Annotated in this window: 28 protein-coding genes; 9 read left to right on the top strand and 19 right to left on the bottom strand. The window is 60.4% G+C overall.

The window, feature by feature from the left end; translation table 11 throughout:
* Positions 1-37: 37 nt before the first annotated feature.
* The 13 genes from ACQZ40_RS04310 to sdhC all read right to left on the bottom strand — a co-directional run bounded on the left by ACQZ40_RS04310 (position 38) and on the right by sdhC (position 14,355).
* Positions 38-679 (bottom strand): LysE family translocator, encoded by a 642-nt coding sequence (locus ACQZ40_RS04310; RefSeq protein ID WP_271045531.1) that lies wholly within the window; start codon positions 677-679, stop codon positions 38-40.
* A gap of 12 nt (positions 680-691) precedes the next feature.
* Positions 692-1,105, bottom strand: a complete 414-nt coding sequence (locus tag ACQZ40_RS04305; RefSeq protein WP_125145312.1) for an MAPEG family protein — start codon at positions 1,103-1,105, stop codon at positions 692-694.
* Positions 1,106-1,175: 70 nt separating this feature from the next.
* A complete protein-coding gene (gene odhB, locus ACQZ40_RS04300; RefSeq protein ID WP_448747458.1) occupies positions 1,176-2,408 on the bottom strand; it encodes a 2-oxoglutarate dehydrogenase complex dihydrolipoyllysine-residue succinyltransferase in 1,233 nt (410 codons plus the stop codon).
* Positions 2,409-2,461: 53 nt separating this feature from the next.
* On the bottom strand, positions 2,462-5,458 hold the full coding sequence (locus ACQZ40_RS04295) for a 2-oxoglutarate dehydrogenase E1 component (protein WP_448747457.1): 2,997 nt from the start codon (positions 5,456-5,458) through the stop codon (positions 2,462-2,464).
* Positions 5,459-5,636: 178 nt separating this feature from the next.
* Positions 5,637-6,539, bottom strand: a complete 903-nt coding sequence (gene sucD, locus ACQZ40_RS04290) for a succinate--CoA ligase subunit alpha (RefSeq protein WP_448747456.1) — start codon at positions 6,537-6,539, stop codon at positions 5,637-5,639.
* 17 nt (positions 6,540-6,556) lie between these two features.
* Positions 6,557-7,750, bottom strand: a complete 1,194-nt coding sequence (gene sucC / locus ACQZ40_RS04285) for an ADP-forming succinate--CoA ligase subunit beta (protein ID WP_125145313.1) — start codon at positions 7,748-7,750, stop codon at positions 6,557-6,559.
* Between the two features lie 31 nt (positions 7,751-7,781).
* Positions 7,782-8,744 carry a malate dehydrogenase gene (gene mdh, locus ACQZ40_RS04280; protein ID WP_065657038.1) on the bottom strand — a complete coding sequence of 321 codons (963 nt, stop codon included), beginning with the start codon at positions 8,742-8,744 and terminating at the stop codon, positions 7,782-7,784.
* 178 nt (positions 8,745-8,922) lie between these two features.
* Positions 8,923-10,086: a cell division protein ZapE gene (zapE, locus tag ACQZ40_RS04275; protein WP_035263522.1), complete on the bottom strand. Its 1,164-nt coding sequence runs from the start codon at positions 10,084-10,086 to the stop codon at positions 8,923-8,925.
* Between the two features lie 92 nt (positions 10,087-10,178).
* The gene (locus ACQZ40_RS04270) at positions 10,179-10,721 is read right to left on the bottom strand and encodes a protease inhibitor Inh/omp19 family protein (protein ID WP_065656953.1); all 543 of its coding nucleotides are present in this window, start codon (positions 10,719-10,721) and stop codon (positions 10,179-10,181) included.
* Between the two features lie 205 nt (positions 10,722-10,926).
* Positions 10,927-11,706: a succinate dehydrogenase iron-sulfur subunit gene (locus tag ACQZ40_RS04265; RefSeq protein WP_003523509.1), complete on the bottom strand. Its 780-nt coding sequence runs from the start codon at positions 11,704-11,706 to the stop codon at positions 10,927-10,929.
* 15 nt (positions 11,707-11,721) lie between these two features.
* Positions 11,722-13,563 (bottom strand): succinate dehydrogenase flavoprotein subunit, encoded by a 1,842-nt coding sequence (gene sdhA, locus ACQZ40_RS04260; RefSeq protein ID WP_304981850.1) that lies wholly within the window; start codon positions 13,561-13,563, stop codon positions 11,722-11,724.
* A gap of 7 nt (positions 13,564-13,570) precedes the next feature.
* Entirely contained in the window at positions 13,571-13,951 is a 381-nt protein-coding gene (sdhD, locus tag ACQZ40_RS04255; protein WP_448747455.1) for a succinate dehydrogenase, hydrophobic membrane anchor protein, read from the bottom strand.
* 11 nt (positions 13,952-13,962) lie between these two features.
* The gene (sdhC, locus tag ACQZ40_RS04250; protein ID WP_448747454.1) at positions 13,963-14,355 is read right to left on the bottom strand and encodes a succinate dehydrogenase, cytochrome b556 subunit; all 393 of its coding nucleotides are present in this window, start codon (positions 14,353-14,355) and stop codon (positions 13,963-13,965) included.
* Between the two features lie 306 nt (positions 14,356-14,661).
* On the opposite strand from sdhC, the gene ACQZ40_RS04245 reads away from it, so the two are divergent.
* Positions 14,662-15,042 carry a hypothetical protein gene (locus ACQZ40_RS04245; protein ID WP_271045533.1) on the top strand — a complete coding sequence of 127 codons (381 nt, stop codon included), beginning with the start codon at positions 14,662-14,664 and terminating at the stop codon, positions 15,040-15,042.
* Positions 15,043-15,096: 54 nt separating this feature from the next.
* On the opposite strand, the gene ACQZ40_RS04240 is transcribed toward ACQZ40_RS04245, so the two are convergent.
* From ACQZ40_RS04240 to tsaD, 5 genes are all read right to left on the bottom strand, one after another.
* Entirely contained in the window at positions 15,097-15,741 is a 645-nt protein-coding gene (locus tag ACQZ40_RS04240) for a class I SAM-dependent methyltransferase (protein ID WP_271045534.1), read from the bottom strand.
* Between the two features lie 7 nt (positions 15,742-15,748).
* Positions 15,749-16,192, bottom strand: coding sequence for an EVE domain-containing protein (locus ACQZ40_RS04235; RefSeq protein WP_448747453.1), 444 nt, complete (start codon positions 16,190-16,192; stop codon positions 15,749-15,751).
* Between the two features lie 6 nt (positions 16,193-16,198).
* Positions 16,199-16,492 carry a YciI-like protein gene (locus ACQZ40_RS04230; RefSeq protein ID WP_003523501.1) on the bottom strand — a complete coding sequence of 98 codons (294 nt, stop codon included), beginning with the start codon at positions 16,490-16,492 and terminating at the stop codon, positions 16,199-16,201.
* Between the two features lie 62 nt (positions 16,493-16,554).
* Positions 16,555-17,538, bottom strand: a complete 984-nt coding sequence (locus ACQZ40_RS04225; RefSeq protein WP_078052371.1) for an NAD(P)H-dependent glycerol-3-phosphate dehydrogenase — start codon at positions 17,536-17,538, stop codon at positions 16,555-16,557.
* The gene (gene tsaD, locus ACQZ40_RS04220; RefSeq protein WP_425646735.1) at positions 17,538-18,635 is read right to left on the bottom strand and encodes a tRNA (adenosine(37)-N6)-threonylcarbamoyltransferase complex transferase subunit TsaD; all 1,098 of its coding nucleotides are present in this window, start codon (positions 18,633-18,635) and stop codon (positions 17,538-17,540) included. Before tsaD ends, ACQZ40_RS04225 begins: the two co-directional genes overlap by 1 nt.
* 73 nt (positions 18,636-18,708) lie before the next feature.
* Here tsaD and hemC point away from each other — a divergent pair, with 73 nt between their 5' ends.
* From hemC to ACQZ40_RS04190, 6 genes are all read left to right on the top strand, one after another.
* A complete protein-coding gene (gene hemC, locus ACQZ40_RS04215; RefSeq protein ID WP_448747452.1) occupies positions 18,709-19,638 on the top strand; it encodes a hydroxymethylbilane synthase in 930 nt (309 codons plus the stop codon).
* Positions 19,639-19,642: 4 nt separating this feature from the next.
* Positions 19,643-20,383, top strand: a complete 741-nt coding sequence (locus tag ACQZ40_RS04210; protein WP_448747451.1) for a uroporphyrinogen-III synthase — start codon at positions 19,643-19,645, stop codon at positions 20,381-20,383.
* Between the two features lie 73 nt (positions 20,384-20,456).
* Complete coding sequence (locus ACQZ40_RS04205; RefSeq protein WP_448747450.1) at positions 20,457-21,908, top strand: mitofilin family membrane protein; 1,452 nt, start codon at positions 20,457-20,459, stop codon at positions 21,906-21,908.
* 4 nt (positions 21,909-21,912) lie between these two features.
* Positions 21,913-23,529, top strand: coding sequence for a heme biosynthesis protein HemY (locus tag ACQZ40_RS04200; protein WP_174036557.1), 1,617 nt, complete (start codon positions 21,913-21,915; stop codon positions 23,527-23,529).
* Positions 23,530-23,543: 14 nt separating this feature from the next.
* Complete coding sequence (locus ACQZ40_RS04195; RefSeq protein ID WP_448747449.1) at positions 23,544-24,032, top strand: tellurite resistance TerB family protein; 489 nt, start codon at positions 23,544-23,546, stop codon at positions 24,030-24,032.
* Positions 24,022-24,753: a glutamine amidotransferase gene (locus ACQZ40_RS04190; RefSeq protein ID WP_080856838.1), complete on the top strand. Its 732-nt coding sequence runs from the start codon at positions 24,022-24,024 to the stop codon at positions 24,751-24,753. Before ACQZ40_RS04195 ends, ACQZ40_RS04190 begins: the two co-directional genes overlap by 11 nt.
* Before the next feature lie 12 nt (positions 24,754-24,765).
* On the opposite strand, the gene ACQZ40_RS04185 is transcribed toward ACQZ40_RS04190, so the two are convergent.
* On the bottom strand, positions 24,766-25,998 hold the full coding sequence (locus ACQZ40_RS04185; RefSeq protein WP_448747448.1) for an MFS transporter: 1,233 nt from the start codon (positions 25,996-25,998) through the stop codon (positions 24,766-24,768).
* Positions 25,999-26,244: 246 nt separating this feature from the next.
* Here ACQZ40_RS04185 and ACQZ40_RS04180 point away from each other — a divergent pair, with 246 nt between their 5' ends.
* Positions 26,245-26,535, top strand: a complete 291-nt coding sequence (locus tag ACQZ40_RS04180) for a YggT family protein (protein ID WP_003523487.1) — start codon at positions 26,245-26,247, stop codon at positions 26,533-26,535.
* Positions 26,532-26,843, top strand: a complete 312-nt coding sequence (locus ACQZ40_RS04175; RefSeq protein ID WP_162934130.1) for a DUF167 domain-containing protein — start codon at positions 26,532-26,534, stop codon at positions 26,841-26,843. The genes ACQZ40_RS04180 and ACQZ40_RS04175 overlap by 4 nt, the downstream gene beginning before the upstream one ends.
* The last annotated feature ends 1 nt before the right edge of the window (position 26,844 follow it).

Below are 26,844 nucleotides of genomic sequence, written 5' to 3'. Positions count from 1 at the left end.
TATCGGATCAATGCCCAGCTTCCGTTTGACCTGAAACTCAGGCCGCTTTTTCCGTTGCGAGTTTTATACCGAGAGCGATGAAGACCACACCGCTGGTGCGGTCGATCCATTGGCTGGCGCGCTGAAATGCGGCGCGCATGCGCGGCGTCGTCATGAACAGGCTGACACCGACGAACCACAGGATAAGGCAGCTCGCCATGACGAGACCGTATCCGAACTTGATGGCGACCGGCGTGTGAGCGTGAACCACCGTCGAAAAGATCGACAGGAAGAAAAACACCGGCTTGGGATTGAGTGCATTGGCGGCAAAACCGAGCGTAAAGGCCTTAAGCGCGGTCTGGCTGCTTTTCGCCTGAACGCCTTCAGCTTCAGCGCCGGGCAATTCGGTCTTGCCGGCGCGCAGCGCCTTGATGCCGATATAGATCAGATAGGCGACGCCCAGCCATTTGACGATGTTGAAGATATAGATCGACTGAGAAATGATGAGGCCAAGTCCGAGGATCGTATAGGTGACGTGGAACATCAGAGACGTCCCAACCCCGAAGCTGGTGATGATGGCCTGCTTGCGACCATGCACCATTGCCTGGCGCATGACCATAGCGAGATCGGCGCCGGGCGAGACGATCGCAAAGGAGAAGATCGCCATCAGGGATGCAAGTTCGATGAGATATTGATGCATCACGAGCCGCCTTCAAAACATCAGCACGATAAACATGAGTGCCAGACCAAGCATTGAGCCCAGCCAGACGAACGAGCGGATATAAGGAACGCCCGTAAGATAAAGCGGGATATAGACAACACGGCAGATCAGCCAGAGCCAGGCACCAATAAGCGCTAGCCCGGATGGGTCACCCGCCATGATAACGCCGAAGGCGAGTGCCACAAAAGCCGGATAGGTCTCCCGGAAATTCGCCGATGCGCGCGAAGCGCGACCGGAGAGCTTGCCCTGTGGCTTCTGCTCACCGTCCCTGGGACCGGCATTCCATTCACGACCCAACTCTCTGGTCGCCATTATCCCCTGTAACAGGACATGCACGACGAGAAGAAGAACGCTTAGACCGATAAGCGGTAAAAAAGGCGAAGCGGCAAGAAATGTCGGCTGCACGTCTGCTCTCCCGGGTGGTCTTTCAGCGGGGCCTCACTTGAAACCCCGCTGAAACGAAAAGCAAGACCGATTAAAGATCGAGAACCAGACGTTCCGGATCCTCGAGGCTTTCCTTGACGCGAACGAGGAAGGTCACGGCTTCCTTGCCGTCAACGATACGGTGATCGTAGGAGAGCGCAAGATACATCATCGGACGGATGACGACCTGACCGCCGATGGCGACCGGACGCTCCTGGATCTTGTGCATGCCGAGAATGCCCGACTGCGGTGCATTGAGGATCGGCGAGGACATCAGCGAACCGTAGACACCGCCATTGGTGATGGTGAAGGTGCCGCCCTGCATGTCGGCCATGCCGAGCGAACCGTCACGCGCCGCCTTGGCGAGGCGGCCGAGTTCCTTTTCGACACCCGCGATGGAGAGCTGGTCGGCATCACGGATGACCGGAACGACGAGGCCCTTGTCGGTGCCGACAGCCATGCCGACGTGACAATAGTTCTTGTAGATGATGTCCGTGCCGTCGATTTCAGCGTTGACGGCAGGCAGTTCCTTGAGCGCGTGAGTCACGGCCTTGGTGAAGAAGCCCATGAAGCCGAGCTTGACGCCATGCTTCTTCTCGAACACGTCCTTGTAGCGGTTGCGCAGATCCATGACCGCGCTCATGTCCACCTCGTTATAGGTGGTGAGCATGGCGGCGGTGTTCTGTGCGTCCTTCAGGCGACGGGCGATCGTCTGGCGCAGGCGGGTCATCTTCACGCGCTCTTCGCGAACGGCATCCTGCTCGGCGGAAACCGGACGGGGTGCAGCAGCCGGAGCGGGAGCGGCAGCCGGTGCCGAAACGCCCTTGGCGACAGCGGCAAGAACATCACCCTTCAGAACCTGACCGCGCTTGCCCGAACCGTCGACCTGATCGGCGGACAGGTTGTTTTCAGCAAGCAGCTTGCCGGCGGCAGGTGCAGGCGGCATGGAGCCGGTCGCCGGTGCGGCAACGGCGGCAGGTGCCGGTGCGGCAGCCGCAGCAGACTTTGCCGGTTCTGCGGCAGGTGCGGAGGTCGCAGCGCCGGCAGCACCTTCGGCGATCTGGCCGAGAAGCGCGTCGAGACCGACGGTTTCGCCGTTCTGCGCAACGATTTCGGTTAGAACGCCGGACGCAGGCGCCGGGACTTCGACGGTAACCTTGTCGGTTTCCAGTTCAACGAGAGGTTCGTCGGCCTTGACGGTGTCGCCGACCTTCTTGAACCAGGTGCCGACGGTCGCTTCGCTGACGGATTCGCCGAGGGTTGGTACGCGGATTTCAGTGGCCATGATCTAGTTCCGTTATTCAGGTGTCTTTTTTGCGGGGCGGTGCGGGAGAGTTTTCACTCTCCCAGCGCGTCTTCCAGGAACGCAGCAAGCTGCGCCAGGTGCTTGGACATCAGGCCGGTCGCCGGAGAGGCGGCAGCCGGACGGCCCGTGTAACGGACCTTCTGGTACTTGGCGTCGATATGCGCCAGAACCCATTCCAGGTAAGGATCGATGAACGACCACGCACCCATGTTCTTCGGCTCTTCCTGGCACCAGACCATTTCCGCATTGCGGAAGCGCGACAGCTCGTTGATGAGCGCCTTGGCCGGGAACGGGTAAAGCTGTTCGATACGCAGCAGGTAGATATCGTCGATACCGCGCTTTTCACGCTCTTCGAGCAGATCGTAATAGACCTTGCCCGTGCACATGACGACGCGGCGGATCTTCGAATCCTTCTGCAGCTTGATCGGGCCGTCCTTGATGACCTCGGCATCGTCCCACAGGAGACGGTGGAAGGAGGACTCGCCTGCAAGCTCGGCCAGCGAAGAGGTGGCGCGCTTGTGACGCAGCAGCGACTTCGGCGTCATCAGGATCAGCGGCTTGCGGAAGTCGCGCTTCATCTGGCGGCGCAGGATGTGGAAGTAGTTGGCCGGGGTCGTGCAGTTGGCAACCTGCATGTTGTCTTCGGCGCACATCTGCAGCCAGCGCTCCAGACGGGCGGACGAGTGTTCCGGACCCTGACCTTCGTAGCCATGTGGCAGAAGGCAGACGAGACCGGACATGCGCAGCCACTTGCGTTCACCCGACGAGATGAACTGGTCGAACACGACCTGAGCACCGTTCGCGAAGTCGCCGAACTGGGCTTCCCAGAGCGTCAGCGCATTCGGACGGGCGAGCGAGTAACCGTATTCGAAACCGAGAACGGCCTCTTCCGAAAGCATCGAGTTGATGACTTCGTAACGAGCCTGCGTCGGCGCAAGGTTTGCCAGCGGGATGTAGCGTTCTTCGGTTTCCTGATCATAGAGAACCGAGTGACGCTGCGAGAAGGTGCCGCGTTCGCAATCCTGACCAGAAAGGCGGATCTTGTGGCCGTCAACGACGAGCGAACCGAACGCAAGCGCTTCCGCCATTGCCCAGTCGATGCCTTCACCCGTCTCGACCATCTGCGAGCGATTTTCCATGAAGCGCTGGATCGTGCGGTGAGCGCTGAAGCCTTCCGGGATAGTCGACAGCTTCTTGCCGATCTCCTTCAGCTGCTTCATCGGTACGCCGGTCTTGCCGCGACGCTGCTCATCGGCATTGTCGGCAGCGCGCAGACCCGACCACTGGCCATCCAGCCAGTCGGCCTTGTTCGGCTTGTAGGACTGGCCCGCCTCGAATTCCTGCTCGAGATGAGCGCGCCAATCGGCCTTCATCTTCTCGAATTCGCCTTCGTTGATCAGGCCTTCGGCGATCAAACGGTCAGCATAGATGCGAGCCACGGTCTTGTGGCCGCGGATGACCTTGTACATCTTCGGCTGCGTGAACGCCGGCTCATCGCCTTCGTTGTGGCCGAAGCGGCGGTAGCAGAACATGTCCACGACGACGGGCTTGTGGAACTTCATACGGTATTCAGTGGCAACCTTCGCCGCATAGGTCACAGCTTCCGGATCGTCACCGTTGACGTGGAAGATCGGCGCTTCGATCATCTTGGCAACGTCGGACGGATAGGGCGACGAACGCGAGAAGGCCGGGTTCGTCGTGAAGCCGATCTGGTTGTTGATGATGAAGTGCATGGTGCCGGCAACGCGGTGACCGCGCAGACCGGAAAGACCGAGAATTTCAGCAACCACGCCCTGACCGGCAAAAGCGGCATCGCCATGCAGAAGCAGCGGCAGAACCTTGGCGCGCTCGGAAAGCGGAATGATATCGCCGTCCCACTGCTTGGCCAGCTGGTCCTGCTTGGCGCGGGCCTTGCCCATGACGACAGGGTTGACGATTTCAAGGTGCGACGGGTTGGCCGTCAGCGACAGGTGAACCTTGTTGCCGTCGAATTCGCGGTCGGAGGAGGCACCGAGGTGGTACTTCACGTCGCCCGAACCCTCGACATCGTCAGGCTTGAACGAACCGCCCTTGAACTCGTGGAACACGGCGCGGTGCGGTTTGCCCATCACGTTGGTCAGAACGTTCAGGCGACCGCGGTGGGCCATGCCGAGAACGACTTCTTCCAGACCTTCCTGGCCGCCGCGCTTGATGATCTGCTCCAGCGCCGGGATCAGTGATTCACCGCCATCGAGGCCGAAACGCTTGGTGCCCTTGAAACGCACGTCGAGGAACTGCTCGTAGCCTTCGGCTTCGACCAGCTTGGACAGAATGGCCTTCTTGCCTTCCGCCGTGAAGGCGACGCCCTTGTCCGGACCTTCGATGCGCTCCTGAATCCAGCCTTTTTCTTCCGGGCTGGACATGTGCATGAATTCGACGCCGATGGTGGAGCAGTAGGTACGCTCCAGAATATCGATCATCTCGCGCACGGTCGCATATTCGAGGCCGAGCACGTTATCGATGAAAATCTTGCGGTCGTAATCGCTTTCCTCGAAGCCGTAGGACTTCGGTGACAGCTCGTTGTAATCCTCAACCGCGACCGCGATGCCGAGCGGATCGAGCTTGGCATGCAGGTGGCCGCGCATGCGGTAGGCGCGGATCATCATGATGGCGCGAACGCTGTCACGGGTCGCCTGCAGAACTTCCGCCTGGCTGACCGGCTTGCCGGTGTCGGCGCTCTTGGCCTCGGCTTTCGCCTGAACCTTCTTCTCGATGGCCTTTTCGACCGTGGCCCAGTTGCCGTCGAGTGCGGATACCAGTTCGCCATTCGCCGGGATCGGCCAGTTGGCGCGCTTCCAGGAGGCGCCCTTGGCCGCCTTCTTCACGTCTTCCGGATTATCGGACAACGCCTTGAAGAAGCTCTGCCACTCCGGCGACACGGAAGAGGGGTCCTCTTCGTACCGGGCATAGAGCTGCTCGATATAGGCTGCATTCGCGCCGTCCAGAAACGACGTGATCTGAAACTGCTCGTTCGCTTCTTGCCTTGCCATTGTGTTCTTGCGGACTTATCCGTCCGCCTCCTCGATGCCGTTAGGGCCGTTCGCCGGCCTGCCGCTTTGATTATTGCTGTCTGCCGCCGGGGCGGTATGCCGTTCTGTCTGTCGTTCCTTGCGGCATCGGGCAGCGTGGCATTGAAGCCACGCCGCCCGTTACCGATGTCATGTGGTCTCAGCCCTTGAGGACTTCAACCAGCGTCTTGCCGAGGCGCGCCGGAGAGGGCGATACCTTGATACCGGCTGCTTCCATTGCCGCAATCTTGGACTCTGCGTCACCCTTGCCGCCGGAAACGACAGCGCCGGCGTGGCCCATGGTGCGACCCTTCGGAGCCGTACGGCCTGCGATGAAGCCGGCCATCGGCTTCTTGCGGCCCTTCTTGGCTTCGTCGATCAGGAACTGTGCCGCATCTTCCTCAGCCGAGCCGCCGATTTCGCCGATCATGATGATCGACTGCGTAGCGTCGTCAGCGAGGAACATTTCCAGGACGTCGATGAACTCGGTGCCCTTGACCGGGTCGCCGCCGATACCGACAGCAGTGGTCTGGCCGAGGCCTTCGTTGGAGGTCTGGAACACGGCCTCATAGGTGAGTGTACCCGAACGCGAAACGATACCGACGGAACCCTTGCGGAAGATGGAGCCCGGCATGATGCCGATCTTGCATTCTTCCGGCGTCAGGATACCCGGGCAGTTCGGGCCGAGCAGGCGCGACTTGGAGCGGTCGAGGCGAGCCTTGACGCGAACCATGTCCATGACCGGGATACCTTCGGTGATGCAGGTGATGAACGGAATTTCCGCATCGATGGCTTCGATGATGGCATCTGCTGCACCTGCCGGCGGAACGTAGATCACGGATGCGTCTGCACCGGTCTTTTCCCTGGCTTCGGCAACCGTTGCGAAGATCGGCAAGCTCTCACCCTTGGAACCGGTCCAGGTTTCGCCACCCTTCTTCGGGTGAATACCACCAACCATCTGCGTACCGTAATAGGCAAGCGCCTGTTCGGTGTGGAAGGTGCCGGTCTTGCCGGTCAGACCCTGAACGAGGATCTTCGTGTCTTTATTAACAAGAATAGACATTATTTCCGGTCCCTCAATTAGCCGTTGATCGCCGCGACGATCTTCTTGGCTGCGTCGTCCAGATCGTCAGCAGCCGTAATCGCAAGGCCAGATTCGTTGAGAAGCTTCTTGCCAAGTTCGACGTTGGTGCCTTCAAGGCGAACGACGAGCGGAACCTGCAAACCGACTTCCTTCACCGCGGCGATTACGCCCTCGGCGATGACGTCGCACTTCATGATGCCGCCGAAGATGTTGACGAGGATGCCCTCGACCTTCGGGTCAGCCGTGATGATCTTGAAGGCTGCCGCAACCTTCTCCTTGCCGGCGCCGCCGCCGACGTCGCAGAAGTTAGCCGGCTCTTTGCCGTAAAGCTTGATGATGTCCATCGTCGCCATGGCGAGACCGGCGCCGTTGACCATGCAGCCGATGTTGCCGTCGAGGGCCACATAAGCGAGGTCCCACTTGGAGGCTTCGATTTCCTTGGCGTCTTCTTCGGTCTCGTCGCGCAGCGCCTTGACGTCGTCATGGCGGAACATGGCGTTGCCGTCGAAGGAAACCTTGGCGTCGAGAACGCGCAGATGGCCATTTTCCATGACGATCAGCGGGTTGATCTCGAGGAGAGCCATGTCCTTCTCGCTGAAGGCCTTGTAGAGGATCGGGAAGAGCGACTTGGCGTCTTCGGCTGCAACGCCGTCAAGCTCAAGCGCCTTGGAGATCGCGGCAACGTCAGCGTCGCTCACACCCTTTTCCGGGTTGATGGCGATCGTGTGGATCTTCTCAGGCGTGTCGTGAGCGACAGCTTCGATGTCCATGCCGCCTTCGGTAGAGACCACGAAAGCAACCTGGCCGACCGAACGGTCAACCAACAGCGAGCAGTAGAGTTCGCGGGCAATATCAGCGCCGTCTTCGATGTAGAGGCGGTTAACCTGCTTGCCGGCATCGCCCGTCTGCGCCGTGACCAGCGTGTTACCGAGCATGTCCTTGGCGTGGGAAACGACTTCGTCGATGGACTTCGCCAGACGAACGCCGCCCTTGGCGTCGGGGCCGAGTTCCTTGAACTTGCCCTTGCCGCGGCCGCCAGCATGGATCTGGCTCTTGACGACGTAGAGCGGGCCGGGAAGCTGCTTGGCAGCAGCTTCGGCTTCTTCGACCTTGAGAATGGCGACGCCTTCAGCAACCGGCGCGCCGTAGCCCTTCAGAAGAGCCTTGGCCTGATATTCGTGAATATTCATGGAATAATCCCTGTTTGGAGCCGCTAGGCTATTACTTCAGCGACGGAGCGATGTTGATGCAGGCTTCGCAGAGACCAGCGACAGCGCCGACGGACTTCTGGAAGGCGGCTTCTTCTTCCTTGTTGAGTTCGATCTCGATGATGCGCTCGATACCGCCTGCACCGATGATGGTCGGTACGCCGACATACATGTCGTCAACGCCATACTGGCCCGAGAGGTGGGCAGCGGCGGGCAGAACGCGCTTCTTGTCCTTGAGGTAGGATTCAGCCATTTCGATTGCCGAAGCGGCCGGCGCGTAATAGGCCGAACCGGTCTTCAAGAGGCCGACGATTTCCGCACCGCCGTCACGGGTGCGCTGGATGATCTGCTCGAGGCGCTCGGCGGTCAGCCAGCCCATCTTGACGAGATCGGTCAGCGGAACGCCGGCAACGGTGGAGTAACGGGCGAGCGGCACCATGGTGTCGCCATGACCGCCGAGAACGAAAGCGGTGACGTCTTCGACCGAAACGTTGAATTCTTCGGCGAGGAAGAGGCGGAAACGCGCGCTGTCGAGAACGCCGGCCATGCCGACGACCTTGTTCTTCGGCAGGCCGGAAAACTTCTGCAGCGCCCAGACCATGGCGTCGAGCGGGTTGGTGATGCAGATGACGAATGCGTTCGGCGCGTACTTCTTGATGCCGGCGCCGACCTGCTCCATGACCTTGAGGTTGATGCCGAGAAGATCGTCGCGGCTCATGCCCGGCTTGCGGGCAACGCCAGCAGTGACGATGCAGACGTCAGCACCTTCGATGGCGGCGTAATCGGAAGCGCCGGTGAGCTTTGCATTGAAGCCTTCAACCGGGCCGGACTGGGCAATATCCAGACCCTTGCCCTGCGGGATGCCGTCGGCAATATCGAAGAGGACGATATCGCCCAGTTCCTTCAGGCTGGCCAGATGCGCCAGCGTGCCGCCGATCATGCCAGAACCAATAAGTGCAATTTTTTTGCGAGCCATCGAATGCTTCCTCTTGAGCTTCAATTCAATTTCACCGCGCCAAACCGGCAGCCAAATTGTCGCACTCCGATTAGCCCCATTGGCTAAAATTGGCAACAGATTCTTTTCCGGTGAATATTTTCAATCGTTTAGATCATTATTTTCTTACGTAAACGTAAGAAAATACGTCACGAAGGTGTCAAACTTTCTGGCGTTTTTCGTGATGCAGCGCCAGATAATCCGCACTACGCATTTCGAACAGGCGCGAGGCGGTGCGATCGAACTCGAAACCTTCTGTTCCCTTGCGCTTGCCGAGCAGGTCTTCCGGCATGGCGGCAGCGGAGGCAAAAAGCCGGACGCTGTGGTCGTAAAGCGCATCGATGAGGATGATGAAACGCTTGGTCTCGTTGCGCTTGTCCGCGTTCAAGAACGGAATATGGTCGATGAAGACCGTATCGAAACGATTGGCGATGGCAAGGAAGTCGGAAGCCCCAAGCGGCTTTTCGCAAAGATCGGAAAAGGAAAAACGGGCGACCCGGCCGCTAGCGCGGGGCACCAGAATGGAACGGCCCTTCATCGGTATCTCGGTCGGTGCAACGAGGTGACCGGCAATCATGTGCCGCCAGGCCATGTCCATCGCCTGATCCGCCGAACCGTCAAGCGGCGTGACGTAGACGGGAAGGCTTTCCAGCTTCTCCATCCGATAATCGGTGGGGCTGTCCAGCGTCACCACCTCCACATGCTTTTTCAAGAGATCGACGAAAGGCAGGAACAGGCCGCGATTGAGACCGTCCTTGTAGAGATTGTCCGGCACGACGTTGGAGGTCGTCACCAATGTGCAGCCATTGGCGAACAGCTCGCTGAACAGCCGCGCAAGGATCATCGCATCGGCAATATCAGTGACCGTAAATTCGTCGAAGCATAAAAGCTCCGCTTCCGCCAGGAGCTGGGCGGCGACGGGCGGAATCGGATCGGCCTGTTTGGTTTCGCCATTCTTCAGCTTCTGCCGATGTGCATGCACGCGATTATGCACATCCGCCATGAATTCGTGAAAATGGCAGCGCCGTTTGGAGGAAACGGGCGCCATCTCGTAGAACATGTCCATCAGCATCGTCTTGCCGCGGCCGACGCTACCATAGACATATAGCCCCTTGACGGCTGCCGCAGGTCCGGACTTGCGCGCAAACATCCAGCCGAGCGCACTCTTCTTCTTGGCGGGCTTGCGCGCCTTCAGATCGGCAAGGATACGGTCCAGATGCGCCGCCACGCCAAGCTGGGCGGCATCGGCCTGCAAGGTGCCAGCTGCCGTCAATGCGTTGAGCTGTTCAACGACACTATGATTGTAATCGGGCAAGGGCTTCATGGATAAACGCCTCGGACGCGGGCGCACAAAGGCACCCGCGACGAATGGACAGGCTTAGAGCGAAAAGAGCGTTCCGGCTGCACCGGAAAGACTCATCGGCTGAGGCTGAGCGGCTGGCCGCTATTGGTGGTGCCATCAAAGCGCGCATCGGCACTTTTGTAGACGCGGCCAATCGTGTCACCCGAACGGTTCTTGAAGAGAACCATCTTGCCGGACACTTCCCAGGACCCCATCGCCGTCAGCTCGCCCGCACAACCGCGCGTGCCGCCACGCGAGCCGCTGCCGAGGTTGGTGAGTGTCAGGAACATGTCGCAATTGGCGCCGCCATTGGAAACGCGCCAGTTGCCGACCATGGATTCCTTGGTAACGTCAAGTGCGGCCGCCGGCGGAGCGGCAGAAGCGACGTTGGTTCCGCCAGGGGCGGCCGAGGCAGGTGCCGACGGGAACTGGCTGCCCGTGGCGCCACCGGGCGGCGGCAGGGCGCCGGACTGGACGGAGGGCACCGGCTGCGCCTGCAAAGGCGGCGTATAACCAGGATTGTTGCTGCCGTTGTTGTTGTAATCGTAGGAGGTACGTTGGCAACCGGCGAGAGTCATCACAACCGCAAGGCCCGTCACCACATATCTGAATTGCATATCAAGCTCCCGATTCTCTCGCTTCCGGAAAGATCATGATCAAACAAGAAGGCTGAATTATTACCAAAGCCTTATCTTGCGCAAGCGATGGCCGGGATAATTACCATTTCGGTCGATTTTTACCGAATTTTCCCACGCCGGGTTGTAAAAAGGGCCACGGTCGAGACCGCGGCCCGCTAGATTTTCTGTCGTCAGCGAATCGCCTTTAAACGCGGCGCTCGACCATCATCTTCTTTATTTCCGCGATGGCCTTGGCCGGGTTCAGACCCTTCGGGCAAGCCTGCGCGCAGTTCATGATGGTGTGGCAGCGGTAAAGGCGGAACGGGTCCTCGAGATTATCGAGACGCTCGCCGGTTGCCTCATCGCGGCTGTCGATCAGCCAGCGATAGGCCTGCAGCAGAACGGCCGGACCGAGATAACGGTCGCCATTCCACCAGTAGCTGGGACAGGAGGTGGAGCAGCAGGCGCAGAGAATGCACTCATAAAGACCATCCAGCTTCAGGCGGTCTTCATGGCTCTGCTTCCATTCCTTGGCCGGCGTCGGCGAAACCGTCTTCAGCCAGGGCTCGATGGAACGATGCTGGGCGTAGAAGTTCGACAGATCGGGAACGAGGTCCTTCACGACAGGCATATGCGGCAGCGGATAAACCTTCACCGTGCCGTTGATTTCTTCCATGCCCTTGGTGCAGGCAAGCGTATTGGTGCCGTCGATGTTCATGGCGCAGGAACCGCAGATGCCTTCGCGGCAGGAGCGGCGCAGCGTCAGCGTCGGGTCGATATTGTTCTTGATGTAGAGAAGCGCGTCGAGAACCATCGGCCCGCAATCGTCGACATCGATATAATAGGTATCGATGCGCGGGTTCTGGCCGTCATCCGGGTTCCATCGATAGATGCGGTATTCGCGCACATTCTTGGCGCCGTCCGGCTTCGGCCAGACCTTGCCTTCGCTGATCTGGGAATTCTTGGGGAGAGCGAGTTCAACCATATCCAGTTCCTCAAATCAGTAGACGCGCGCCTTCGGCTCGATCTTTTTCGGATCGATGCCGTCGGCGATGAGGTCGGTGTGAACAGGGCGGTAGTCGAGCTTGACGTCGCCTTCCGGGCTGACCCAGGCAAGCGTGTGCTTGCGCCAGTTCACGTCGTCGCGACCGGCGAACGGACCGTCGACGAAATCCTCGCGGGCGTGCGATCCGCGGCTTTCCTTGCGCGCTTCCGCGCCATAGACCGTGGTGATCGCATTGGCCATGAGGTTGTGCAGCTCGAGCGTCTCGACCAGATCGGAGTTCCAAACCATCGAACGGTCGGTGACCTTGACGTCAGGCAGTTCCTTCCAGATGGCGGAAAGACGCTGGCAACCGCTTTCCAGCGATTCCTGCGTGCGGAACACGGCCGCATCGTCCTGCATGGCGCGCTGCATCTTGTCGCGCAGCACCGCCGTCGGCGTCGAGCCGTTGGCGTAACGCAGGCTGTCGAAACGCTCCATGATCTTGTCGCAGGCAGCCGTATCGAGAGCGGGAACAGCCTCATCACGATTGATGACCTGAGCGGCACGGATCGCCGCTGCACGGCCGAACACCACGAGGTCGATCAGCGAGTTGGAACCGAGGCGGTTCGCACCATGAACCGAGGCGCAACCGGCTTCGCCAACAGCCATCAGACCGGGCGCGATACGCTCCGGGTTGTTGGCATCGGCATTCAGCACTTCACCCCAATAGTTGGTCGGAATACCGCCCATATTGTAGTGAACCGTCGGCAAAACCGGGATCGGCTCGCGGGTCACATCGACGCCGGCGAAAATCTTCGCGCTTTCGGAAATGCCCGGAAGACGCTCATGCAAGATCGCAGGATCGAGGTGATCGAGGTGCAGGAAGATGTGGTCCTTGTTCTTGCCGACGCCGCGGCCTTCACGGATTTCCATCGTCATGCAGCGGGAGACAACGTCACGCGAGGCAAGGTCCTTGGCGGAAGGCGCATAACGCTCCATGAAGCGCTCGCCTTCGGAGTTGACGAGATAACCGCCTTCGCCGCGTGCACCTTCGGTGATGAGGCAGCCTGCGCCGTAAATACCTGTCGGGTGGAACTGCACGAATTCCATGTCCTGAAGCGGCAGGCCAGCGCGGGCGATCATGCCGCCGCCGTCGCCGGTGCAGGTATGGGCCGAGGTCGCAGAGAAATAGGCGCGGCCGTAACCGCCGGTCGCCAGAACCACCATCTTGGCGGCAAAGCGATGGATCGTGCCGTCATCGAGGTTCCAGGCAACGACGCCGGTGCAACGGCCATCCGGAGACATGATGAGGTCGAGCGCGAAATATTCGATGAAGAATTCGGCATTGTTGCGCAGCGACTGGCCATAAAGCGTGTGCAGAATGGCGTGACCGGTACGGTCGGCGGCGGCGCAGGTGCGCTGCACCGGCGGGCCTTCGCCGTAATTCTGCATGTGACCGCCGAACGGGCGCTGGTAGATCTTGCCTTCTTCGTTGCGCGAGAAAGGCACGCCGTAATGTTCCAGCTCATAGACCGCCTTCGGCGCTTCCATGGCGAGATATTGCATCGCATCGACGTCGCCGAGCCAGTCGGAGCCCTTTACGGTGTCGTAAAGGTGCCACTGCCAACAGTCGGGCGTCATGTTGGTGAGCGATGCGGCGATGCCGCCCTGCGCCGCAACCGTGTGGGAGCGCGTCGGGAAAACCTTGGTGATGCAAGCCGTGCGGAAACCCTGTTCCGCCATGCCGAGCGTTGCGCGCAGACCCGCGCCGCCGGCGCCCACCACGATCACATCATAGGAGTGATCGACATAGGTGTAGGCCTTGCCATTCTGGGAAGGTGAACTGATCGATGCCATGGCGGGATTATCCTGCGAATGCGATTTTCAGAATGGCGAAGATGCAAAGACCGCCAATGAGAACCGCGAAAAACATATTGAGCATCAGAAGAACGAGCTTCGAAACCTCGGCGTGAATATAGTCTTCAATGATGACCTGCATGCCGAGCTTCATGTGGATGAGGCCGGAAACCAAAACCAGAGCCATGATGACCGCAACGAGCGGGTTCGACAGCGCGGAAACGACTTCAGGATAGGGCGCGCCGGCATACCTGATGAGGAAGACGACAAAGAAGATGAGCAACGGAACGTTGGCGACCGCAGTCACGCGCTGACGCCAGAAATGGTCGGTGCCTTCCTTGGCGGAGCCGAGGCCGCGAACCTTTCCGAGAGGTGTACGCATATCCATGAAAAATCTCCTCAGCGCACGATCAGGGCAATGACCCAGATCAGCGCGGTCAGACAGATCGACACCACCCACGAGGCCTTTGCCAGCCTGGTGGTAAAGTGCTTTTCGAAGCCGTAGCCCAGATCCCACATAAAATGGCGAAGGCCGCCAAGCATGTGATGGACCAAAGCCCAGGTGTATCCGATCAGGATGAGCCTGCCGATGATCGTACCCATCGCCCAGTTGACCCAGTCGTAATAGGCAGGACCCGAGGCGATAGCGATCAGCCACCAGGCAACCAGAAGCGTTCCGAAATAAAGCGCGCCGCCCGTGATGCGGTGCACGATGGATGCAACCATCGTCGGAATCAGCTTGTAAACTTGAAGATGCGGCGACAGAGGCCGGTTATTAGTCGCATTCGCCATCAGAACCTCGCGGCGTTTTCCCGTGCGCCCATCAGACAGGACGCCCCCAAGCAACAGCACATGACGAAAGAATGTGCATTGCACCAACCGCGACGTTTAATCACATGGGAGCATCACGACAAGCACATTTCATGGCCGATTCCAATTTAATCGATTGGTTCACGAATTTTTTTTGGAATTTTTTTGCGTCAAAATAAAAAATCGAGCGTTTCCAAGATTTACGCCCCTAAAATATTTACCTTTACGTAATTCATGAATCGTGTAATTTACCTTTGGTTAACCAAGAAAATCCGGAGAATGAGGCTCATGTTACAGCGCCGAATCGCTGCTTTGACCATGATGGTCGCAGGCGTCATTTTCACTGCGGTGCCTCCGGCGGCGGCAGAGAATTCTTATGGCCGCCGTGATTATCAGCACAACTATCAGCATCGTCAATCGCAGGTAAGCTTCTCCACGGACGGTCTGCCATCCACCCTCTCCGGCGGTACTTACGTCGGTGCGATATCGGCGCTACGCGTTCGAGGCAATGGCAATTATTTCGCAATCGGCGGCGGGCTTTCACGGAAAGGCGCAGCGGTTGCAACGGGCACGCAGCTTGCGCCAAAGGCGAAAATCATCAATGTCCGTGCTGAAACCGCTGGCGACGCCTGCGCCTATGAACATGGCGTCTGCATTATCCGGCCATAGAGTATTTCCGGTAAAAGCAAGAAGCTGGTTTACTGCAAATGTGTGATGGGCTGATCAGATGAAACGCCACACCGTGGTCTTCTTCACTTCGCTGTCTTCAAGCGCCCGCGTCACCGGCACCTGATAGGTCGCCTCCGTACGGAGCCGCTCTTTGGGCAAATAAGCGCGTCCGGGATCGCCGACGAGGATGGTCACGCCTTTTTCCGTCAGTTCCAGAAACCACGGTACGAGAAGTTCGGCAAAGGCGCGGTCGTAAAATACGTCGCCGGCCAGCAGAACATCCGCTTCGACCGCTTTCCCAACCAGGTCGAGCCCGGTGAAAGCAACGTCCACGCCATTGAGAGCCGCATTCAGCCGAATGGCCGCCTCTGTCCAGGGATCGATATCGGCCGCCAGAACCGCACCGGCGCCCGCCTTTGCCGCAGCGATGGCGACCAGACCGGAGCCGCTGGCGAAATCCAGCACGCGCCTGCCGGACACGCTGTCGGGATGATCGAGAACGTAGCGGGCAAGCCCCTGCCCGCCGGCCCAGGCGAAGGCCCAGAAGGGCGGCGGAAGGCCGATCGCTTCCAGCTCCTCCTCCGTCTTCAGCCACAGCTCATGGGCTTCGGTGGCGAGATGAAGACGCAACTCCGGCACATGCGGCGGATGCATGATGGCGGTATTGCCGAGAATGAAGCGTTCGGGATCGGTCCTCACCGAAGCATCAGTCCGGTGACTTCGGTGGGTTGGCCAGACCCCCCATGCGGCAGACCTCGAGATATTCCTCTTCCGTCACCGGCTGCACGGAAAGCCGCATGGAAGTGACAAGCGACATCTTCGCCAGCTTCGGATTGGCTTTCACATCCTTCAGCGAAACGAGCTGCGGCATGTCGCAGACGGCGCGGATATCCACGCAATCCCATTTCAGATCGCCTTCGGCGGTCGAGTCCGGATGCGACAATGCGCAGACTTCGACGATGCCGACGACATCCAGCCCCTCATTGGAGTGGTAGAAGAAACCCTTGTCGCCGATCTTCATGGCGCGCATGTTGTTGCGCGCCTGATAATTGCGCACGCCGGTCCATTCTTCGCCCGCCTCGCCCTTGGCCTTCTGCATTTCCCAGGACCATTTGAACGGCTCGGACTTGTAAAGCCAGTAATTCGCCATGTCCGGTCATGCTCCCGGATTGTTGAAGACCCAATTATAGGGCTTCACGTCAACGCTTTCGAACAGGCCGGCCTTGGCGTAGGGATCGGCATCGGCGAGAGCCTTCGCGGCATCGATATCGGCGGCGTCAACGATCACGAGGCTGCCATTCGGCTTGCCTTCGGCATCCAGAAACGGACCGGCGATCTTCAGCGTGCCCTCGGCATTCAGCTTGTTCAGGTGCTCCAGATGCGCCGGGCGTGTTTCCATGCGTACATTCAGATGGCCGGGCTTGTCCTTGCAGATAAAGGCAAACAGCATTTTCGTCTCCTCGTTAAACATGTCTTCCAAACGCGTCAGCGGTTTGGAACGAAGACCCGCCCTCATTCAGTGGTGATGGGCCGTGTCATCAATTGTTGCATGGCGCTCGCCACATCCAGATTGCCGTCAATGATAGCGGCCACCGCTTCGGTAACCGGCATGTCGACAGCGTGACTTTCCCCGAGCCGGGCGGCGACGGCTGCCGCGAAAGCGCCCTCCACCAGCCCGCCGGACATATCCTTGCCCTCACCCCGGCCAAGCGCGATACCGAAACGCAGGTTTCGCGACTGGTGACTGGTGGCGGTCAGCACCAGATCGCCAAGGCCCGAGAGGCCGCGCACCGTGTCCGCCTTCCCGCCCATCGCAACGATGAGACGCGACATTTCGGCAAGCCCGCGCGAAATCAACGCCGCCCGGGCGGAATCGCCAAGGCCCGCGCCTTCGACGATGCCGGCGGCAATGGCGAGGACGTTCTTCAGCGCCCCGCCAAGCTGCACGCCGATGCGGTCGGTAGAGGCATAAAGCCGGAAGGTCTTGCCGGAAATCGTGGTCGCAAGCCGCTCGGCTATCACCGCATCTTCCGCCGCAATCGCCATGGCCGTCGGCAAACCACGCGCTATGTCGGCCGCAAAGCCCGGACCGGACAGAACCGCAATCGGATGATGCGGCAGTTCCGCTTCCAGAAGTTCCGTCAGCAGCCGGCCGGAGCTGCGGTCGATACCCTTGGCGCAGGTAACAATGATTGAGTCATTAGCCAGATAAGGACCGTACTGACGGGCCGCATCGGCATGAGCCTGCGAGGGCATGGCGAAGAGGACGATGCCGGCGCCCGCCAGCACATCTGGCTCGGCGGAAAATTCAAGCGCATCTGGCAGATCGACGCCCGGCAGGGCCGCCTCGTGCACGCGGTCGCTCCTGAGGTCGGCCATCAGCGATGGGTCGCGGCCGAGCAGGGTCACGTCATGCCGGTTTTCCAGCGCGATGACCACAGCAAGCGCTGTTCCGAAGGCGCCGGCGCCGATGACGACGATTTTCTCCCGCTGCATCAGGCCTTGGCTCCCCTTTTACCGAAACCTATCAATGTCTCCGCGCTGCCATCCAGCGGCCAGCGCGAGCGCGGCGGGATTTCGAGCGGATCGGGGTCCCGGCCGTCCGCCATGCGCTCCAGCCCCGCCCAGGCGATCATCGCGGCATTATCGGTGCAGAGCCGGTGCGGCGGCGCGACGAAGCGGAAGCCATGGGTATCGCAAAGCGATTGCAGCGTCTGGCGGATTTCCTGATTGGCGGCAACGCCGCCGGCGACGACCAGAGCAGGCTCGGTTTCTGTGTGCGGAAATTCCTGGCTGAAACGGGCAAGGCCGCGGCCGATCCGATCCTTGAGCGTGCGCGACACCGCTTTCTGGAACGAGGCACAGATATCGGCAATATCCTGCTCGGAAAGCGGCGCGATGGCGGTCGCCGCCTGCCGCACCGCCGTCTTCAGGCCGGAAAAGGAAAAATCGAGCCGTGCTTCGCCGACCATGGGACGCGGAAGCGGAAAGCGGTTCGGATCACCCTTCGCCGCCGCCTTCTCGACCGCAGGCCCACCTGGATAGGGCAGGCCCAGAAGTTTCGCGGTCTTGTCGAAGGCCTCCCCCAGCGCGTCATCGATGGTGGTGCCCCAACGCTCATAATCGCCCACGCCACGCACCAGCACCAGTTGGGTATGGCCGCCGGAGACGAGCAGCATCAGATAGGGAAAAGACAGACCATCGGTGAGGCGCGCCGTCAGCGCGTGGCCTTCCAGATGGTTGATGGCGTAAAGCGGCTTGCCGGCCGCCTTGGCGATGGCCTTGCCCGTCATCAAACCCACCAGCAGGCCGCCAATGAGGCCGGGGCCGGAGGTGGCGGCGATGGCGTCGACATCGGCAAGGGTCACGCCAGCCTGCTCCAGCGCTTCTTCCACCAGCGTATCCAGCGCCTCGACATGGGCGCGCGCAGCAATTTCCGGCACCACGCCGCCATAGGCGCTGTGTTCCTCAAGCTGCGACAAAACGACGTCGGAGACGATCTCGCCATGGCCGTCCGCATGCCGAACCACAATGGATGCGGCGGTTTCGTCACAGCTTGTCTCTATGCCGAGGATGCGAAGAAAGGGGGTCATCAAATCTGTTCGTTCATTGCGATCATGCGCTGAGTTGGTCTAAGACAACTCCGGTAACAATGGATAGACGCGGATGCAAACAAAACCTTTCCGAATCGGCACGCGCGGCAGCCCGCTGGCGCTCGCGCAGGCTTACGAGACGCGCAACCGGCTGATGGCGGCGCATGGCCTGCCGGAAGAAATGTTCGAAATCGTCGTGCTGTCCACCAAGGGCGACCGGATAACCGATCGCGCTTTATCGGAGATCGGCGGCAAGGGCCTGTTTACCGAGGAGCTGGAAAGCCAGCTTCTGTCCGGCGAACTCGATATGGCCGTGCATTCCTCCAAGGACATGCCGACCGTTCTGCCCGAAGGGCTCTATCTGTCCGCTTTCCTGCCGCGCGAAGACATACGCGACGCCTTCATCGGTCGCACCGCACCGAAGCTGCTGGAGCTGCCGCAGGGCGCCGTGGTCGGCTCCGCATCCCTGCGCCGCCAGGCGCTGATCCGCCGCCTGCGGCCGGATCTGAACGTTATCATCTTCCGCGGTCAGGTCGATACCCGCCTGCGCAAGCTGGAGGAAGGCCAGGCGGATGCGACGCTTCTCGCCTTTGCCGGCCTGAAGAGACTTGGTAAGGACAATGTGCCGACGGAAATTCTCGACCCGAAGAAATTCCCTCCTGCTCCGGCCCAGGGCGCAATCGGCGTGGAAAGCCGCATCGGCGATACGCGCATGGACGAACTGCTCGCACCCATAAACGACAGGCCCACTTATGATGCCGTCACATGCGAGCGCACCTTTCTGGCAGCACTCGATGGTTCCTGTCGCACGCCGATTGCCGGCTACGCCACCTGCGACGGCGAGGAATTGCATTTTTCCGGCCTGATCCTCACCCCCGATGGCCAGACGAGCCACGGCATCGAAGCCTCCGGCAACCGCCGCGATGCGGCAAAGCTCGGCCGGCAGGCCGGCGAAGACGTGCGCGCCAAGGCGGGCAGCAATTTCTTCGAAGGCTGGAGCTGAGCCGATGCGGATCGTCGTCACCCGGCCGCAGCGTTCGGGCGAAAGGACGGCCGCAAAGCTTGAAGCGCTTGGCCATGCGCCGGTGCTTCTTCCGCTGTTTTATCCCGCCCATCACGGCGAACGCGCCGTCTCGGCGCTATCCGCCCCGCTGGCGGCCATCGCGGTGACCAGTGCCGAGGCGCTGCGGGCGCTGGAAACATCACGGGACGGGCTGGCTCCCTATCTGTCAAAACCGCTTTTCGCCGTCGGCGGAGCAACGGCGGAAGCGGCGGGAAAAACAGGCTTCGCACGGATTTTCACCGCCTCCGGCGACGCCGTGAGTCTGACCGCGCTGGTGACTGAGCACCGGACTCTATTTTCCGAAGAAGAGCCCCTGCTTTATCTCGCCGGCAGGCCCCGTGGCGCCGTCTTCGAGGAAGGCCTTACCGCCGCCGGCATTCCGATCAGAACGGTCGATTGTTACGAGATGCTGCCCTCCGACATTTCGGAGACGATGCTAGAGACGGCGCTTGTCGAAAGCGCTGCCGATGTGGTCCTGCTCTATTCATCGGAAGCGGCGCGGGCGTTTTTTCATCATGTATCGACGGAAAAATACGTGGCGGCGCTGGCAACGACACAATTCATCTGCATCAGCCGCAACGTGTTTTCTCTCGTTCCGGAGATCTTCCGCGCAAACGCCAAGGCCGCCGAAGAACCGAGCGAAGCCGCGATGTTTGAACTTCTACGCCACAACTCTGGAACCTAATTCGAGCTCGCCTCTTTCCTTTGCCGCCGTCACTGACTAGGTTTAGATTACTGCAGGCAGAAATGAGGTTGTCATGGTATCGGGAAAGCCGCCACGCCACTCCAAGTCCAAAGCCGAACCGGTCACCATCGACCTGGACGCCAAAGACGTGAAAGCAATTTCCGCCGACGTGGACGCTGCCAAGACGGACGAAAAGCCCGGTGACAAAACACCTGAGGCCACCGCAGAGCCGGGTGTTTCGGAGACAAAGCCCGAAGCAGCCGCAACGGGAAACCCCGCCCCCATCTGGGACCAGCCCAAGAAAACCCCTATCGAGCCCGAACCCAATGTCGGCAAACCGGAATCCGTAGCCACGGCACCGAAGGCTGAGAGCGCCGCAGACAAGCAGCCCGCAGACAGGCAGAAAGACCCCGTCTCGCCGGCCCCCGTTTCGCCTAAAGCCGATACAAAACCGTCGACGGGCACGACTGACAAGAGCACGGCTGCAGCAGCTGCTGCGAAGCCGGCCTTCGGCTCCACAGCGTCCAGCAGCGCCACCGCTGCAAAACCAACGACGGCGACCTCCTCCTCCTCGGGGCCGGCAAAGCCCTCCACACCGCAGCAGGAGGAGCGCAAACAGGCCGCGACCTCCGGCCTGATCGCGGCAGGTATCGTCGGCGGCCTTGTCGCGCTCGCCGCCGCCGGCAGCATGCAATATGCCGGCATCCTGCCCTCCTTCAATGCAGGCAGGGCGGGAAGCGAAGAAATCGCCGCACTGAAAACCGATCTCGGCAGCTTGCGGCAGCAGCTTGCCAATGCGCCGGTCGGCGACACCTCCGCGCTGGAACAGCGCATCGCAACCCTCGAAGGCGCAAAGGGCGAGGCACCGCAGGTGGATGGGCTGTCGGAAAAAATCGCCGCGCTGGAATCCACCCTCCAGTCGGAGCGATCCGCGCAGGCATCGGCGACGGCGGAACTGACACGCCGCCTTGCGGATGCGGAAGCCAAGATCAACGAGCCGCGCGACGATATCGAAGTCGCCCGCGCCATCGCTTCCGCGGCGCTGAAGGCCGCGATCGATCGCGGTGGGCCGTTCCTGACGGAACTCGACACACTGTCCAAGGTAACGCCCGACGATCCGGCCATCGCATCGCTGCAATCCTTCGCCGCAACCGGTGTGCCGTCACGTTCGGAACTGATGCAGAAATTCCCTGACGTCGCCAATGCGATGCTTTCCGCGATCAACCAGCCTGACCCCAATCAGGGCATCATGGAACGCCTGACCGAAAGCGCTTTTTCGCTGGTAAAGGTGCGTCGGGTCGGAAATATCGAGGGCGAAACTTCTGAGGCCAAGATCGCGCGCATGGAAAACAAGCTGCGCAACGGCGATCTGCAGGGCGCGGCGCTTGAATGGAACGGGCTTCCCGATGCCGCCAAGACGGCATCCGCCGATTACAAGAAATCGCTGGATGCACGCATCGAGGTCGAGAATCTGGTCGGCGGCACGTTGAACCGCGCCATCACCAGCACCGGCAGGCAGGGGTAAGGGCATGACCAGAATTCTGACTTTCGCCGTTATCGTTCTGGCTCTCGGCTTCGGTTTCTCCTGGCTGGCCGACAGGCCGGGTGTGCTCTCCATCGTCTGGCAGGGCCAGCTGATCGAAATGAGCCTGATGGTCGCTGCCTCCATCATCGCGGCGCTGGTCGCTGCCGTCATGCTGGTCTGGTGGATCGTCAACGCCATCTGGACCTCACCCAATGCCGCCCGTCGTTATTTCCGCGCCCGCAAGCGCGACCGGGGTTATCAGGCGCTCTCCACAGGGCTCATCGCTGCCGGGGCCGGCAATGCCATCCTCGCCCGCAAGATGACGGCCCGTACTCAAGGGTTGCTCAGCGCCGATCAGGAGCCGCTGATCCATCTGCTCGATGCGCAGGCCGATCTCATCGAAGGCAAATATGACGAGGCGCGGCGCAAATTCGAAGCCATGGCCCGCGATCCCGAGACTCGCGAACTTGGCCTTCGCGGCCTTTATATCGAGGCCCGCCGTCAGGGCGCCTATGAAGCCGCCCAGCAATATGCCGAGGATGCAGCGGAAAAGGCTCCCTATCTGCCCTGGGCCGCGCAGGCGACGCTGGAAAACCGCTGCCGCAACGGACAGTGGGACGATGCCATCCGCCTGCTCGACCAGCAGAAGGCGGCCGGCGTTATCGAACGCGGTGAGGCGGAACGTCTGAAAGCCGTGCTTCTTACTGCCAAGGCCGGGGAAAAGCTGGAAAGCGATCCGGTTGGCGCGCGCGAGGATGCCAAGCACGCTCTCAAGCTTGCCAGGAGCCTGGTTCCGGCAGCGCTGATCGCGGCGAAATCCTATCTCCGGGAAGACAATCTGCGCAAGGCAGCCACGGTTCTGGAGCCCGTCTGGAAGAACGATCCGCACCCGCAGATCGCCGAACTTTATGTCCGCGCACGCAGCGGCGATACCGCCATCGACCGGTTGAAACGGGCTGAGCGGCTTGAGGGCCTGAAGCCCAACAACATCGAATCTCTGTTCGCCGTGGCGCAGGCAGCGCTCGACGCCAAGGAATTCGCCAAGGCGCGAGCCAAGGCCGAGGCCGCCGCCCGGATCGAACCGCGCGAGAGCATCTTCTTGCTGATGGCCGATATCGAGGAGGCCGAGAGCGGCGATCAGGGGCGTGTGCGCTACTGGATGGCGCAGGCGCTGCGCGCGCCGCGCGACCCCGCCTGGGTGGCCGACGGCATCGTTTCGGAAAAATGGCTGCCGGTCTCGCCGGTCACCGGCCGTCTCGATGCTTTCGAATGGAAAGCGCCTTTCGGCCAGCTCGAAGCGCCCGTTGAAGACCTGACAATCGAAAACGCGATTGCCGCAGCGCCCGCACGGGCCGAACCGGCCGCGAAGACGATCATTGTCGAAGCCGCGCCGGAGACGCCCGCCGAACCAAAACCGGCCCCGGCCGCACCGATCGAGGTCAAGCCGGTCGTATCGGTCCCGCAGGAGAAAAAGCCGGTCACAATCGAAGCGCCAGTGGAAACCGGTGTCACGGATGAAAAGGCGGAAGCCGTGCCGTTTTTCGGCGGCGCGCCGGATGATCCGGGCGTCAAGAAACCCGGTGCGGAAGCCGAACCCAAGACCCGGCTCAAACTCTTCTGACGAACAGGATATCGATGTTCCAGCAAATACAGTCGTTTATTCAGAACCTCGTCGGCCCGCATGGGGATGATTTCAGCCCGGACGATCTGAGGGTGGCGGTGGCCGCCCTCTGTTTCCAGGTCATGGAAGCGGATGGCACCGTCTCGAAAAGCGAGCGCGACCGCCTGCGCGAAATCCTACAGGAGTATTACCATCTCGATGCCGGAAAGCTGGATGCGCTTCTCGCCGCTGGCCAGGAGGCCGGCAAGGAAGCCGTCGATTATTACCGCTTCACCACCGATATACGCCGCCATCTCGATGAAGAGCAGCGCGTGGAGCTTATTGGCATATTATGGGATATTGTTTACGCTGACGGCGAACGAAGCGAAATGGAAGACCATGTGATCTGGCGAGTCGCCGACCTGCTTGGTGTATCCGTGCGCGACAGGGTTCTGCAACGTCAGCAGGCCGCCACGAGGTCCGGGCCCGCTGAAGAAAGCGAAAACGAAGACGATGCTGTTTGACCCTTCCAGGCAACAGAGAAAACAACCATCGCTGCTCATCGTCCTGCATCAGGAACGTTCCACGCCCGGCCGCGTCGGCCAGATGCTGGTGGAAAAAGGCTATCGTCTGGATATAAGGCGCCCTGCACTGGGCGATGACCTGCCGCAAACGCTGGAGAAACACGCGGGCGCCATCATCTTCGGCGGCCCGATGAGCGCCAACGATTCTCATGACTACGTCAAAGCCGAAATCGACTGGCTGAAGGTGCCGTTGAAGGAAAACAAACCCTTTCTCGGCATCTGTCTCGGCGCGCAGATGTTGTCCAAACATCTCGGCGGCAAGGTGGAGCCCGACAGGGAGGGCAAGGTGGAGATCGGCTGGTATCCGCTTCATGCCACCGAACATGGGCGGCTTCTGATGCCGCATTGGCCGAAGATGGTCTATCATTTCCACAAGGAAGGGTTCGAGCTGCCGCGCGGAGCCGAACTTCTGGCCTCCGGCGAGACCTATCCCAATCAGGCCTATCGCTATGGAAAAAATGCCTGGGGCCTGCAGTTTCACGCCGAACTGACGCGCGCCATGATGCATAGCTGGGTGGTGCGCGGCGCGCAGCGCTTCGGCATGCCCAATGCGCAGGTGGGCAGCCAGCATCTGGAAGGCCGCATGCTGTTCGACACGCCGCTCAGGGCATGGCTCGGCAATTTTCTCGATCTGGTTTTTGAGGGCAAGGCGCAGCGCTGAGGCCCGTGTCCGTCAGTGCGGCGCGTCCAGATTGTCGATCTTGCGCAGCCTGGAGAAACCGAGCGCCCAGATAATTGCCACAGCAAGCGTGCCCGCCCCGCCGATGACAACGGCCGGTACGGCCCCGACGACATGCGCCATGGTGCCGGCGCGGAATTCGCCCAGCTCGTTCGATGCGCCGACGAACACCATGTTCACGGCATTCACACGCCCGCGCACCTCATCCGGCGTCCACAACGCGATCAGGGTCTCGCGAACATAAACCGATACCATGTCGGATGCGCCCATGACCACCAGCGCGGCGATCGACAGCCACGCGGTTTGCGAAAGCCCGAAGACCACGGTGGAGATGCCGAAGAGGCCGACGCCCGTAAACATCAGCAGACCGGCGTGATGACGAATGGGCTTGAAGGCCAGAATGACAGCAACGGTGATGGCCCCGATGCCGGGTGCTGCCCGCAGAAGCCCGAGACCCCATGGCCCGAGCGTCAGAACTTCCTTGGCAAAAATTGGCATCAGCGCAACGGCGCCGCCCAGCAGCACCGCGAAAAGATCGAGCGATATCGCACCGAGAACGATTTTTTCCTGCGCGATGAATTTGAACCCGGCGAGCATGGTTTCGAGACTGATGGCTTTTGCCGGGCCGCGTTGGTCCGGCTTGCGGATCGTCACCGCAAGCGTCGCCGATACGATGAAGAGCACGAATGCCACACTATAGGCGACGGAAGCACCGAGGCCATAAAGCAGGCCGCCGGCGACGGGACCGAGAATGGACGCCATCTGCCACGACGAGGAATTCCAGGCGATGGCGTTCGGCAAATCCTCTACCGGCACGAGATTGGGCGCCAGCGACTGAACCGCCGGCCCCATGAAGGCGCGCTCTATGCCGAAGACGACAAGAATGGCGAAGACCGGCCAGGGGGAAAAGCTGTGCGTCAGCGTAAGACCCAGAAGAGCGGCAGCGCACAGCGCCGCAATCAGCAGGCATATGGACATGATGCGCCGACGATTGTGCCGGTCGGCGACCGTTCCGGTGACGAGGATCAGAAGCAGCGACGGCAGAAACTGGAAAAGACCGATCAGGCCGAGATAAAAGGCGTTGCCGGTCACCTCATACATCTGCCAGCCGACCGAGACGCTGACGATCTGGATGGCGAAGGCCGAAAAAAACCGGGCGCTGAAAAAGCGGCGATAGGAACTGTGCCGGAATGCACCGAAACGGTTTTCGGCGGAAGGGAGGGACATCGGCTGGGTGCTCGCGAGACAATATGAGAGCTTTGCAATAGAGCGATATCACAGGAATCGCCAGCCCTCACTGACGGGATGACGAAAAGTGTGAGCGGTTTTCGTCTGAAATCCCGCTGCAAAGGCACGAGCCAGATTGTGATGATCGCCGGTCGCTCAGACCAAAGATCATTACGATCTGGCGCAACACTTGCCGGTTCACGGTTCAATGTCTAAATGTCTTGCAACCAAGATACGGAGATATTGATGCTTGCCCTGTTTCAGACCATCGATCTGGCCTTGAACCTCTATACGTGGGTGCTGATCGCCAGCGCTATTTTTTCCTGGCTTTACGCCTTCAACGTCATCAATTCCCGCAACCAGTTCGTGAACGCCATCGGCAGCTTTCTGTTCAATGTCACGGAACCGGTTCTGCGCCCCATCCGCCGCATTCTGCCCAATCTCGGCGGCATCGACATTTCGCCGATCATCGTTCTCCTGATCATCTTCTTCATCCGCTCCTTCATGTGGAACACGCTTTACCCGATGGTCGCTTGAGCGCCTGCTGGCAGAAGCATAGCGACCATGTCCGCCTGACCGTCCGCCTCACACCGAATGGCGGGCGGAACGCCGTCGACGGCGTGGAAAAGGATGCGGAGGGAAACGCGCATCTGAAGGCCCGCGTCAGCGCCGTGCCGGAAGGCGGCAAGGCCAACAGGGCCCTGATTGTTTTGCTGGCGAAAAAACTCGGCCTGCCGAAATCCTCCATCAGCTTCGTTTCAGGCGAAACGGCGCGTAAAAAAATCCTCCGGATCGACACCGACCCGGAGGATTTCGAAGAGCTATTCAAAAAGCTCGAAAACTAAA

Source organism: Agrobacterium sp. 16-172Ci (genome assembly GCF_053522725.1).
This window is presented reverse-complemented; position numbering and strand designations above follow the sequence as displayed.

What these genes read in the sequence shown, in the direction of transcription:
- sdhC (WP_448747454.1), bottom strand. Translation starts at nt 14,355, where the DNA reads ATGGCGAATGCGACTAATAACCGGCCTCTGTCGCCGCATCTTCAAGTT.
- ACQZ40_RS04245 (WP_271045533.1), top strand. Translation starts at nt 14,662, where the DNA reads ATGTTACAGCGCCGAATCGCTGCTTTGACCATGATGGTCGCAGGCGTC.
- ACQZ40_RS04295 (WP_448747457.1), bottom strand. Translation starts at nt 5,458, where the DNA reads ATGGCAAGGCAAGAAGCGAACGAGCAGTTTCAGATCACGTCGTTTCTG.
- mdh (WP_065657038.1), bottom strand. Translation starts at nt 8,744, where the DNA reads ATGGCTCGCAAAAAAATTGCACTTATTGGTTCTGGCATGATCGGCGGC.
- ACQZ40_RS04185 (WP_448747448.1), bottom strand. Translation starts at nt 25,998, where the DNA reads ATGTCCCTCCCTTCCGCCGAAAACCGTTTCGGTGCATTCCGGCACAGT.
- sdhA (WP_304981850.1), bottom strand. Translation starts at nt 13,563, where the DNA reads ATGGCATCGATCAGTTCACCTTCCCAGAATGGCAAGGCCTACACCTAT.
- hemC (WP_448747452.1), top strand. Translation starts at nt 18,709, where the DNA reads ATGCAAACAAAACCTTTCCGAATCGGCACGCGCGGCAGCCCGCTGGCG.
- ACQZ40_RS04205 (WP_448747450.1), top strand. Translation starts at nt 20,457, where the DNA reads ATGGTATCGGGAAAGCCGCCACGCCACTCCAAGTCCAAAGCCGAACCG.
- ACQZ40_RS04180 (WP_003523487.1), top strand. Translation starts at nt 26,245, where the DNA reads ATGCTTGCCCTGTTTCAGACCATCGATCTGGCCTTGAACCTCTATACG.
- sucC (WP_125145313.1), bottom strand. Translation starts at nt 7,750, where the DNA reads ATGAATATTCACGAATATCAGGCCAAGGCTCTTCTGAAGGGCTACGGC.
- ACQZ40_RS04225 (WP_078052371.1), bottom strand. Translation starts at nt 17,538, where the DNA reads ATGCAGCGGGAGAAAATCGTCGTCATCGGCGCCGGCGCCTTCGGAACA.
- ACQZ40_RS04235 (WP_448747453.1), bottom strand. Translation starts at nt 16,192, where the DNA reads ATGGCGAATTACTGGCTTTACAAGTCCGAGCCGTTCAAATGGTCCTGG.
- sdhD (WP_448747455.1), bottom strand. Translation starts at nt 13,951, where the DNA reads ATGGATATGCGTACACCTCTCGGAAAGGTTCGCGGCCTCGGCTCCGCC.
- ACQZ40_RS04310 (WP_271045531.1), bottom strand. Translation starts at nt 679, where the DNA reads ATGCATCAATATCTCATCGAACTTGCATCCCTGATGGCGATCTTCTCC.
- ACQZ40_RS04210 (WP_448747451.1), top strand. Translation starts at nt 19,643, where the DNA reads ATGCGGATCGTCGTCACCCGGCCGCAGCGTTCGGGCGAAAGGACGGCC.
- odhB (WP_448747458.1), bottom strand. Translation starts at nt 2,408, where the DNA reads ATGGCCACTGAAATCCGCGTACCAACCCTCGGCGAATCCGTCAGCGAA.
- ACQZ40_RS04270 (WP_065656953.1), bottom strand. Translation starts at nt 10,721, where the DNA reads ATGCAATTCAGATATGTGGTGACGGGCCTTGCGGTTGTGATGACTCTC.
- zapE (WP_035263522.1), bottom strand. Translation starts at nt 10,086, where the DNA reads ATGAAGCCCTTGCCCGATTACAATCATAGTGTCGTTGAACAGCTCAAC.
- ACQZ40_RS04230 (WP_003523501.1), bottom strand. Translation starts at nt 16,492, where the DNA reads ATGCTGTTTGCCTTTATCTGCAAGGACAAGCCCGGCCATCTGAATGTA.
- ACQZ40_RS04195 (WP_448747449.1), top strand. Translation starts at nt 23,544, where the DNA reads ATGTTCCAGCAAATACAGTCGTTTATTCAGAACCTCGTCGGCCCGCAT.
- tsaD (WP_425646735.1), bottom strand. Translation starts at nt 18,635, where the DNA reads ATGACCCCCTTTCTTCGCATCCTCGGCATAGAGACAAGCTGTGACGAA.
- sucD (WP_448747456.1), bottom strand. Translation starts at nt 6,539, where the DNA reads ATGTCTATTCTTGTTAATAAAGACACGAAGATCCTCGTTCAGGGTCTG.
- ACQZ40_RS04190 (WP_080856838.1), top strand. Translation starts at nt 24,022, where the DNA reads ATGCTGTTTGACCCTTCCAGGCAACAGAGAAAACAACCATCGCTGCTC.
- ACQZ40_RS04200 (WP_174036557.1), top strand. Translation starts at nt 21,913, where the DNA reads ATGACCAGAATTCTGACTTTCGCCGTTATCGTTCTGGCTCTCGGCTTC.
- ACQZ40_RS04265 (WP_003523509.1), bottom strand. Translation starts at nt 11,706, where the DNA reads ATGGTTGAACTCGCTCTCCCCAAGAATTCCCAGATCAGCGAAGGCAAG.